Consider the following 9,828-nt stretch of genomic DNA (forward strand, 5'->3'; position numbering starts at 1 on the left):
ACAAATAACTAATAACTAATAACAATTTATCTGTGCGATCGCCTGAAGCAACCATACCTCAATGCTACCCAACTGACTTCAGCGATCGCCACTCCATACCCGGACAGGGGGAGCGGAGGGGCTGGGGTGCAGGGGAGCGGGGGAGAATTTTTGCCCTCACCCCCCCTGCCCCTCATCCCCCCTGCTCCTTATCCCCGTTCCCCGCTCCCTGATAACTGTTCCCCTTTCCCCAACCACCAACCAACAACAACTAAATTTTATTTCTGGCAGGGATTAACCTACGGCGATCGCTCATATTACAATATGTAAAGAAAGTAAAAAAATTCAGTAGGAAAGGGCAGAGAATGCGAGTTGCGATCGCCGGTGCGGGACTAGCAGGTATGGCCACCGCAATAGACTTAGTAGACGCGGGACACGAAGTAGAAATCTTTGAATCCCGTCCGTTTGTCGGTGGCAAAGTAGGCAGTTGGGTAGACCCCGACGGCAATCATATTGAAATGGGGTTGCACGTCTTTTTTGGCTGCTACTACAACCTCTTCGACTTAATGAACAAAGTGGGGGCAGGAAATAACCTCCGACTCAAAGAGCATACCCACACCTTTGTCAATCACGGGGGCAAAATCGGCGAATTAGATTTTCGGTTTTTTACCGGCGCCCCGTTCAATGGGTTAAAAGCCTTCTTCACCACCTCTCAGCTATCAGTCCAGGATAAACTCCAAAATGCGATCGCCCTGGGAACCAGCCCGATCGTCCGTGGATTAGTGGACTTCGACGGCGCCATGAGAAATATCCGCGACCTAGATAAAATCAGCTTTGCGGACTGGTTCCGCAAACATGGGGGCAGCGACGGCAGCATCAAAAGAATGTGGAACCCGATCGCCTACGCCTTGGGGTTCATCGACTGTGAAAACATCTCAGCCCGGTGTATGCTGACCATCTTCCAATTCTTTGCGGTCAAAACGGAAGCCTCAGTCCTGCGAATGCTAGAAGGTTCCCCCCATGAATACTTGCATAAACCCATCGTCAAGTATCTCGAAGACCGGGGCACCAAAATCCACACCCGACGGCAAGTCCGGCAAATCTTATTTGAAGATCGCCCCATTACAACCGTCACAGGTCTACGGGTTGCCAACGGGGAAAGCGAAGAAACCATCACCGCTGACGCCTATCTTTTCGCCTGTGATATCCCCGGCATTCAGAAAGTGTTGCCCCAGGAATGGCGGAAATGGCCGGAATTTGACAATATCTATAAACTCGAAGCGGTCCCCGTCGCCACCGTACAACTGCGCTTTGATGGCTGGGTGACAGAACTCCATGACGCGGAAAAACGCAAACAATTACAGGAAGCAGCAGGATTAGATAATCTGCTTTATACCCCAGACGCGGACTTTTCTTGTTTTGCAGATTTAGCCTTAACCTCTCCCGCTGATTACTATCGCCAGGGACAAGGTTCTCTAATGCAGTTGGTGTTAACTCCAGGAGATCCATTTATTAAACAGAGTAACCAGGAGATCGCCGACCATGTACTCAAACAAGTGCGGGACTTATTCCCCTCAGCCCGCGACCTCAACATGACCTGGTATAGTGTGGTCAAACTGGCCCAATCCCTCTATCGGGAAGCCCCTGGCATGGATCCTTATCGTCCCGCCCAAAAAACCCCCATTCCCAACTTCTTCCTCGCGGGTGCCTATACCCAACAGGATTATATCGACAGTATGGAAGGGGCGACCATTTCTGGACGACAAGCGGCCAAAGTGATTCTGGAATTTGCCGGTAAATAGTTGATTTTTATCCCTTCAAACAGAAAAAACACGAGGATTTCTCTTCGTGTTTTTTCTGTAGAAATTCGTCCGATCCAGAAGTAAAGGTTTAATCGATATTTTCGATATTTTAATCCAAATTTTTAATCCAAATTTTGGCGTTGCCACGATGGGGTTGCTTCAGTCGATCCATTATTTTCCATCATCCAAGGAATGTGATTAGAAACTGGCTTAGGGGAGAACGGAATTGATAAAGGTGATATTCCTTGACCAAGTTGTTTGGTTTCTCCTAAAGTCTCTAATCCTTCTAAAAGCGCTTCCCGAACCAAAGGTTCAGGTTCTCGACTCCACATTAAATGAAAATAGTCGGCGATCGCCTCTTGTTGTTCTCGCTGACCATAATTTTTTCTGATTAAACTGGTTAGCTGACGCACAGAAATTAACCGTTTCAGGGGATCGGCATCGGTTAAATTGACAATTAACTGATTCAGGCTCAGTTCTGCTTCACTGGATTTATGGGTCAAAAAATGCCAAACTAATAAGCACAAAGTGGCAAAAATCCCCATTGTTTGCAGTGCAATAATCCCCTGGGTCGCCCCGGTAGCTATCCAGTGGTCTTCCGTTGACAACCAGATAGACACAGCCAGATAAGTCAACAAGCTAGTCATGCCACCTGTAGCCACGGAGATCGCCACCGCTTGATTTGTCCCCCGGAAAAACCGATGCCACTGCTGAAAAATTCGCCGCCAATCCCATTGTTGCATAAAATACATCGCCAGCATCGCGACGATGCCAGCCCCGGTTGCCAACAACAGTTGCCAATTCCACAATAGAATTGCCACCGCCATCCCTAATACCACCAAATGGCCGGTCTGTTTGCGCCATCTCAACCGAGTCAACGGCTTGAGAAATTGCTGCACCTCTTTTGGATCCCACAACTCCGAAATCAGATTAACCAGTTGTTGCCATTGCGACGAAGCTTGTGCCACGTTAATTTACCTAGTTATTGCCCAGCAAAGAAAATCACCTAGTTTAGGACTTTATCACTGAAACCAGGTTTTTATCATAGCTTTTTTTTCTCCAGTCTCTATCACCAGGGTCTTGGTCAGCCCCCAGGTCGATGATTCAGGATTCATTGAGCGTCGATCGCTCATAAGCGATCGCCACTTGCTTATTTCCTAAAACTAATCGCATCCAAAGTCAGTTGGCCATCAAATGCGTAGAAAGTGACTTTATGGATATTCCGTGCTTGGACAAACAATAACTCATTGGGCGAAATCGCTGCATTACTGCCTGCTAAATTGGCGCTGGGGAGTTTTTTCCGCATCAGTTCTTGGCCTAGAGAATTATAGGCGGTAAAAATCGTGGGGCGAGAACTGGTGACTCGGCCACTGACATAAGAAACGGGTTGGGCAAACGTCATAGAAATGAACCCATTGTCAGGAGATGCTAACAATAGCATTTGTCCTGAGTAGGTGGGAAAAGCGGGATTGGAGGGTTTCAGGGCGATCGCATTGTTAAAAGTAATGCCTAATGACTCAAATTGGTGATCGATCGCTTCAAAAGGTGTCAACGTTTCCAAATTCAAGCAGTGTAACTCAGAAGTTTCCCCTTTGACCCTCAACCGAGCGTCCTCAGACTCACCGGCAAATAAGCGCGATCGGTGAAACGGCGGCAAAGTTGGCTCGAAAGCTTCGATGATGCTACGGGTGGTAAAACTAGATGACTGAAACATAAGACCCTATTGACCTATTGCGTGCTGTTTGCTTGTCGTGGGATGACAAACCAATCCTTTCACGGGCTTGATGAGGGGTCTGACCCCTCACTAAACTATTATGTATGATTTCTTCAGATTTGGCATCTGAGAACAGGATTCACCCACTCCGATGCTTTATCCGGAAAGAAAAAAATTCCCGCAAAAATTTTTTAAGCTCATCAGGTATAATCAGAATAATTCCGTTAATCTAATCAGCGAATATGCTTTAAATTAGTCATTCAGAAATATTTGAATTCAAACAACCAAAAAATCAATGCCTCCCTGGTTGCTTAATAATTTTTCAAAATCCTTCAAAATCATTTAACAATAATTGCCTAATCAGCAATGATTGGGGTTCAGATTCCTAGGAATATAAATGAGTCAATGATATCAATAAACTGGCGGAACAAATCTTAAAATAAGCTGAGGAATTCACCAAAGATAAATGATTTAAAGCGAGGGAAAACAGAAATCAGTGACATCAACGGAGGGGGCGCGATTCGCCCCTAAGCGCGATAGCTTCGCTTCACGCTCGCATCACTCGCATACTTAGATAGAGGCTATACAATAGAAGATAAGTGACTAGAATGTTCCATGTTTATGGTTATGGAGTTTTACTATGGCACAAGCGGTAGGTGAGAAACCCACAAAAGGGTTTGATTTCTCACAACTGGAAGAAAGGTTCAACATGATGATGTCGAGTATCACGGTGAAGGATAAAGCCGTGTTCTCCCGTCAGTTAGCCATGATGTTCGCTTCTGGGATTGCCTTGATGAAAGCGATCGACATCTTGGGCAGTCAAGCAGAAAATGCCAAAATGAAGTACGCCCTCAAAAGGATCAAGGCAGACCTGGAAACCGGGGTGCCTTTGTCCGTGTCAATGGGCAAATTTCCCGATGTGTTTGATGACCTCTATTGCGCGATGGTAGAGTCCGGTGAAATTGGGGGGGTTTTGGATACGGTGCTGAACCGGCTGGCGATCGCCCTGGAAAAGTCCGCGAAAATGGAAAACGAAATTAAATCAGCTTCGTCTTATCCCAAAGCCGTGGGATCGATCGCGGTGATTGTGTTTTTCGCCATGACCACCTTTCTTCTGCCCACATTTGCGAAGATTTTTGAAGACCTAGGCGCTAAATTACCGTTTATCACCGTTGCGCTGCTGGAAATTAGTAAATTTTCCCGAGATCCCATGAGAATGGGGCCGGCGATCGGCGTGTTGTGGTTTGTAATCTTCTTGATCAAGACCTATTACAAAACCCCGGTAGGTCGTCTGATGATCGATCGGGGGATGCTTTACTTGCCCATTATTGGAGAACTGCTGAAACTGATTGCCGTGGCTCGTTTTTGTAACACCTTTGCCATGTTAACCGCTGCGGGGGTGCCCATGCTGACCTGCTTTGATATTGTGGGCAGAACCGCTGGCAACCAGGCAATCTGTAATGCGATTACCAGTGCCAAAAGCGAAGTCCAACAGGGTGGCAGTTTAACGGAAGCCTTTGAACGAGAAAAAATATTTCCCAACATGGCTATTTCCATGATGAGAATTGGGGAAGAAACCGGGGAACTGGATAAAATGCTTTCTAAAGTGGGCGAATTCTACGAAGATGAAGTGGAACAAGCCATCAAAGGTCTGACCAGTACCTTGGAACCAATTATGATGGTGGGGATTGCGGCGTTGGTAGGTTCCATTCTGATGTCGATGTATTTGCCCATGTTTGCTGTGTTTGACAAATTAGGTTAATCCCAATTTGTGTCCATGAATCCAGCCATGAATTATTTCAAGGGCGATCGCAAATCTTGTCACATTAAATTGAGTCGGTGCAGTGCATCTAACTTGATAATTAGACCGCTGGCCAAACCGCAACTCATCTCTTAAGCATATGCGACGGGCTGGATTCTTCAGACAGCAATATTCTCATAAAAATGATGATTTTCTGAACGGTAAAAATTTGTCCATACCTAAAATACTGGAGAGGGAAATTAGCAAAAATATGCCTATTCAACAATCTCATTACGAAGAGCTACTTTCTGACTATAGCGACTCCACTAAAGTAGTGGAACTGTTGAAAAAATATCGACCTTACATGGAAATGATTCCCAGTATGCGTCGGCCAAAAGAAAGTGTGATTCCTATTCCTTTGCCCACAGTGCGAGTCCGTGAACCGATATCACCGTCTAAACCCGGTGGCTTTAGTGCATCGGCACAAGAAGTGATTAGCCTTCCTTGCGATCTGGGGATTATTATGTGCGATCCAGAATGGCAAATTAAAGTAGGAGTAGAAATTTTTGTCTTTATTTATCGTCCCCATGAAGAATTTTCTGAGTTACTGATGCGTTGGCGGAATACTCAGGTCTGGTTGAGTCACGGGTATGAATGGTTAATGCCCCTACAACATAAATATATTCTCGGTGAAGCGGCTGAATCCATTTATCCACTTTTTGTCATTTTTGAGGAAACCCCTGAGCGAATTAAAAAAGGCTTAAAAGGAGCATCTCTTCCCTTTGTTGTGGAAACTATCAGACAACCTTATGAATATCAACCAGAAGAAAGTATAGAAGAAGTGATTACGCCTGCGGAGTAAATAATTAAGCATATTTGAGCATATTTGCTCTGCGGGCAATTGAGCGTCTACTGATTCAGCTAAGTCTCCGTTAATATTTCCCTAGCCATACTGCATACACATAATCAATAATGAATTTAGATGATTTCGCTAGATGAAGTGAAAGCGGCTTTTGATGCCGGTGACTATCGAGAAGCCACAAAATTACTGAAAATTTTACTTAAGGATTCCCCAGATAATCCTTGGGTGCAATTTTATGTGGGAAAGTTGTATGAAGTCACTGATAAGCTAGAAGCGGCAGAAAAAGTTTACCGCAAATTGCTCAGTCAGGGGAGAAATCCCAAGGTGGTTTCACTGGCAAGGGAAGGTTTGAAGCGGGTGGAAATGATTCCCAAAGAACGCCGCCAAGCCGCGATCGCCCGTGCCAAAGAAGACCCCAGTCAGCTTTTGCCCGGACTACTGGTACTCGAACCCATTGACCCAGAGTTGAAAACCCAAGCGGCTCAAAGCTTTGCCCGAATTATGCAGTTGGATCCATACTCAGCCCGACTGCTACTGCCAACCCGCAGTTGGCGGATGTATCGGACTGGGGTGATCGGTGAATTGCGGGTATTTGTCGATGAGCTTCGCAAGGCGAACATCCCTGCGTTTTGTGCCACAATAGAGCAAATTAATCGGATTCGCGTCTTTCGCACCAGCTATTTTCAGTCGATTTCCCCTCAAGCCACGGTGGTTTGTCAGAATGAAATGAATCAGGTCGGGCAAATTTCTTTTAACTGGTCAGAAGTCACACAACTTGTATCGGGATTACTGCCTATTTTTGAAGAAGTGGGAGTACAAAATCATCGGCGGACTCGGACAAACTATAAGCAGAAAATTAGTAATTATGTGGGGGTTTGCGATTTACATCTACCCCAGCGGGGCTGTATTTTACGTTTGTGCCAAGATAGTTATGAATTTCAGCAAGGCTTTGATTTCACTCCAGAAGCCAATCAGCCTGCTAAAGGGTTGACGCCAAAAATTGAAAAGTTCAGTACACAACTCAAATGGCAAAATATGTTAAAAATTCTGAAAGAAAAATTACCCCTGATTGCCTGTTGGTCTGATTTTACTGCTTTTGCTGAAACCACTTTACAAGAATTAGATATGCTCGATCGCATTACTTCTCATATCGATTTATTGCGCGAAGTACCGACAAATTGGGATCCAGCATTTCAAGTTTATAGTGGCTTAGTGTTTCTCAGGCCAAATTTGTAAAAAATTTGTCAGCAAACTTGTAAAATTTGCTTGATTTTAAATCCGGCGATCGCTATACGATCGCTCTATGATACCTCTATGATCCCTCTATGTTGAAAGATGGTGATGACAATGTTGGGTAATAAATGTTGGGTAATAAATGTTATCGACGGCCTCTAACATGGATCGGGTCTTTTTCTCCAGCATCACTGACTTGGCCATTTAGGGCTGCATAAGCTTTAGCTGTTTGATGCTCAACTGGAAATGACTTAATGGTGATTCCCACACTGAGAAGAAGTAAGAATATCATCGATGTGTAAAAGCGCATATTAAATCTCCTGTTTTTTAGGCTGCTACTCCTGATTACGCAAGTTCGATTCTGGAATCAGGACAAAACACCCTAAAATGTGAATTTTTTTAGAGAAAGCTTTATTTTATGATGCTGAAATATTTTTTTTGAGAGATTTTCCCTAATTTCCGTAAATTTGGATTAAGATAGTTACAGATAAGTATATCGATGTCTCTTGAATTCCTCTTGGCAAGTCCAGGAGGTATTTTTTGCGGGTATTTTTTGCGGGTATTTTTTGCGGGTATTTTTTGCGGGTATTTTTTGCGGGTATTTTTTGCGGGTATTTTTTGCGGGTATTTTTTGCGGGTATTTTTGGCTAGGCCCGATCGCGGTCTTGTCGAGTGTTAACCAATTGATTTTTTTCTAAGTATTAATACTGGTTATTAAACAACTCAGATCATTTTTTGCTGATCCCCGATGATTTTTATGTCAAATCTCCGGTGAATCATCAAAGGTGAATTTTTCTCATAATGTAAAGTTTTGTAAAAAAAACGCGCAACTTTGTTCAACTATGCTAAATTAACAATAGACACCAAGTTAAAGAAAACAAGTCCGTTGAGCTTCCGTGAGGTGTCGCCGACTGGAAGCTAACTCGCAGCCAACTGCGATACTTGTAAACCCTAGTTGTTGACCTTTTCTTATAGGAACGTCGTTTTATTTGTTCCTTTTAAATTTTTGAGGGCGTAGGATAAGCTCCATAGACAGTGAGAAGCACGAAGTCTCACCCAAATAAAGTCTTTTTGAGACGATACAGACGGATAGCTAACCCGTCTAATGCCTGTGGAGAGTTAGAAAAACCAGTAGCTTAGGTTATTGGGAATCTATGAAGCAGGAACAGAACAGATAATTCTAGATTTTTCTAGAAAATCGTAAGTTTCTGATAGCGGTAATTTGTTCTCATTTAATCCAGACCTAGCCAGCGTTGGCTAGGTCTCTTGTTTTTGAGTAAAAACAGGGAGATTTCCAGAGATGTAAATGCGTAAGTCCTGATAGAGATTTAAAATTGACTATGAACGATCGATCGATCGCTTTCCGGGTTGATTCACTGAGTCATCTACGCGAACCAATGGTTTAGAATACTGACAGGGAAACCCCATGTCATAATATTTATGCAATTGCAAGTAAAAATCTGTCCAATCTTAATCGGCTTAAGCTGGCTGCTGTGGGGTTCGGTATCGACAGTGCAGGCTAGTGAAGTGCTCTCTAGTGAAACTTCGCCGATATTATATGCTCAGTTTAATCAGCAAGACCAGGCGATCCAGTGGATGACTCGCGGACTGGAATTGGTTCAGGCAGGCAATTTAACTGAAGCGATCGCAGCTTTTCGGCAAGCGATCGCGATCGATCGGTCTCTGGCACCGGCTTATTATAATTTGGGATTAGCCCTGCGACAGTCTGGGGATTTACAGGCAGCAGCGGATGCCTTTTATCAAGCCATTCAAAATGATCCGGGGTTTGCCTTAGCTTACGCCAACTTAGGCGCCGCCCTCCTCGAAGGCAACAACCTACAACAAGCTAATGATTACTTGCAACGGGCGATCGCCCTTGACCCGAAAATGGGCATTGCTTACTACAACCTGGGACTGGTACAACAACAGCAGGGAAAAATTTCCGAGGCGATCGGGTCATATCGGCAAGCCATGCGACATAGCCCCAACGTCCCAGAACCCTCCTACTATCTCGGACTGCTTTATTTACAACAAAACCAACTGCGGGAAGCGGAAAACTCCTTCAAAAAAGCGCTAGAAATTGCCCCAAATCACGCCCCATCTCACTATCATCTTGGCTTTATCTTCTTTAGCAGCGATCGACTTGATGACGCTTTAGATGAATTCCGCCGCGCTGCCGAATCAAACCCCAACTATGCCAATGCCTACTATGGTGCTGGTTTGGTCTTTTTACGGCAAAACCTATATAGTGATGCGGTTCGGGTCTTGGAATACGCCAGGGATCTCTACAGTCAGCAAGGCGCCCGCGAATGGGTGAGAAAAGCCGAAGAATTGATTCAACAAGCCCGGAGTCAACAATAAAATTGTCATTTGTCATTGGTTATTTGCGTAAGAAACGGGGCTTCTTTCGTGAAAGAAACCCGGTTTCTGGGTTATCTCCAGGAAGTTGGAGTTCACCTCTAATAATCAGGAATTTAGTTATGACTAAAATAGCCCT

The 9,828-nt window shown here is 44.6% G+C and carries 8 protein-coding genes; 5 read left to right on the plus strand and 3 right to left on the minus strand.

What is annotated here, in order from left to right; translation table 11 throughout:
* The first annotated feature begins 344 nt into the window (after positions 1 to 344).
* Positions 345 to 1,781, plus strand: coding sequence for a 9,9'-di-cis-zeta-carotene desaturase (zds, locus tag ABWT76_RS00500; protein WP_054467852.1), 1,437 nt, complete (start codon positions 345 to 347; stop codon positions 1,779 to 1,781).
* A gap of 122 nt (positions 1,782 to 1,903) precedes the next feature.
* On the opposite strand, the gene ABWT76_RS00505 is transcribed toward zds, so the two are convergent.
* The gene (locus ABWT76_RS00505) at positions 1,904 to 2,749 is read right to left on the minus strand and encodes a hypothetical protein (RefSeq protein ID WP_054467851.1); all 846 of its coding nucleotides are present in this window, start codon (positions 2,747 to 2,749) and stop codon (positions 1,904 to 1,906) included.
* 182 nt (positions 2,750 to 2,931) lie between these two features.
* Positions 2,932 to 3,495 carry a hypothetical protein gene (locus ABWT76_RS00510; protein ID WP_054467848.1) on the minus strand — a complete coding sequence of 188 codons (564 nt, stop codon included), beginning with the start codon at positions 3,493 to 3,495 and terminating at the stop codon, positions 2,932 to 2,934.
* Positions 3,496 to 4,135: 640 nt separating this feature from the next.
* Between ABWT76_RS00510 and ABWT76_RS00515 the strand changes: the two genes are divergently transcribed.
* The 3 genes from ABWT76_RS00515 (at position 4,136) to ABWT76_RS00525 (ending at position 7,334) form a co-directional block, all read left to right on the plus strand.
* Complete coding sequence (locus ABWT76_RS00515; RefSeq protein WP_054467846.1) at positions 4,136 to 5,257, plus strand: type II secretion system F family protein; 1,122 nt, start codon at positions 4,136 to 4,138, stop codon at positions 5,255 to 5,257.
* 250 nt (positions 5,258 to 5,507) lie between these two features.
* Positions 5,508 to 6,098, plus strand: a complete 591-nt coding sequence (locus ABWT76_RS00520; RefSeq protein ID WP_054467845.1) for a hypothetical protein — start codon at positions 5,508 to 5,510, stop codon at positions 6,096 to 6,098.
* Between the two features lie 120 nt (positions 6,099 to 6,218).
* The gene (locus ABWT76_RS00525) at positions 6,219 to 7,334 is read left to right on the plus strand and encodes a tetratricopeptide repeat protein (protein WP_054467843.1); all 1,116 of its coding nucleotides are present in this window, start codon (positions 6,219 to 6,221) and stop codon (positions 7,332 to 7,334) included.
* A gap of 142 nt (positions 7,335 to 7,476) precedes the next feature.
* Here ABWT76_RS00525 and ABWT76_RS00530 read toward each other — a convergent pair whose 3' ends face one another.
* The gene (locus tag ABWT76_RS00530) at positions 7,477 to 7,641 is read right to left on the minus strand and encodes a hypothetical protein (protein WP_156331881.1); all 165 of its coding nucleotides are present in this window, start codon (positions 7,639 to 7,641) and stop codon (positions 7,477 to 7,479) included.
* Between the two features lie 1,130 nt (positions 7,642 to 8,771).
* On the opposite strand from ABWT76_RS00530, the gene ABWT76_RS00535 reads away from it, so the two are divergent.
* Complete coding sequence (locus ABWT76_RS00535; RefSeq protein ID WP_190879013.1) at positions 8,772 to 9,692, plus strand: lipopolysaccharide assembly protein LapB; 921 nt, start codon at positions 8,772 to 8,774, stop codon at positions 9,690 to 9,692.
* Positions 9,693 to 9,828: the final 136 nt, after the last annotated feature.

The sequence above is a fragment of the Planktothricoides raciborskii GIHE-MW2 genome, assembly GCF_040564635.1.
GTDB lineage: Bacteria > Cyanobacteriota > Cyanobacteriia > Cyanobacteriales > Laspinemataceae > Planktothricoides > Planktothricoides raciborskii.

Bases quoted from the DNA above. Each gene is read 5' to 3' on its own strand.
- ABWT76_RS00520 (WP_054467845.1), top strand. From the start codon at position 5,508: ATGCCTATTCAACAATCTCATTACGAAGAGCTACTTTCTGACTATAGC.
- ABWT76_RS00525 (WP_054467843.1), top strand. From the start codon at position 6,219: ATGATTTCGCTAGATGAAGTGAAAGCGGCTTTTGATGCCGGTGACTAT.
- ABWT76_RS00530 (WP_156331881.1), bottom strand. From the start codon at position 7,641: ATGCGCTTTTACACATCGATGATATTCTTACTTCTTCTCAGTGTGGGA.
- ABWT76_RS00510 (WP_054467848.1), bottom strand. From the start codon at position 3,495: ATGTTTCAGTCATCTAGTTTTACCACCCGTAGCATCATCGAAGCTTTC.
- ABWT76_RS00535 (WP_190879013.1), top strand. From the start codon at position 8,772: ATGCAATTGCAAGTAAAAATCTGTCCAATCTTAATCGGCTTAAGCTGG.
- ABWT76_RS00515 (WP_054467846.1), top strand. From the start codon at position 4,136: ATGGCACAAGCGGTAGGTGAGAAACCCACAAAAGGGTTTGATTTCTCA.
- zds (WP_054467852.1), top strand. From the start codon at position 345: ATGCGAGTTGCGATCGCCGGTGCGGGACTAGCAGGTATGGCCACCGCA.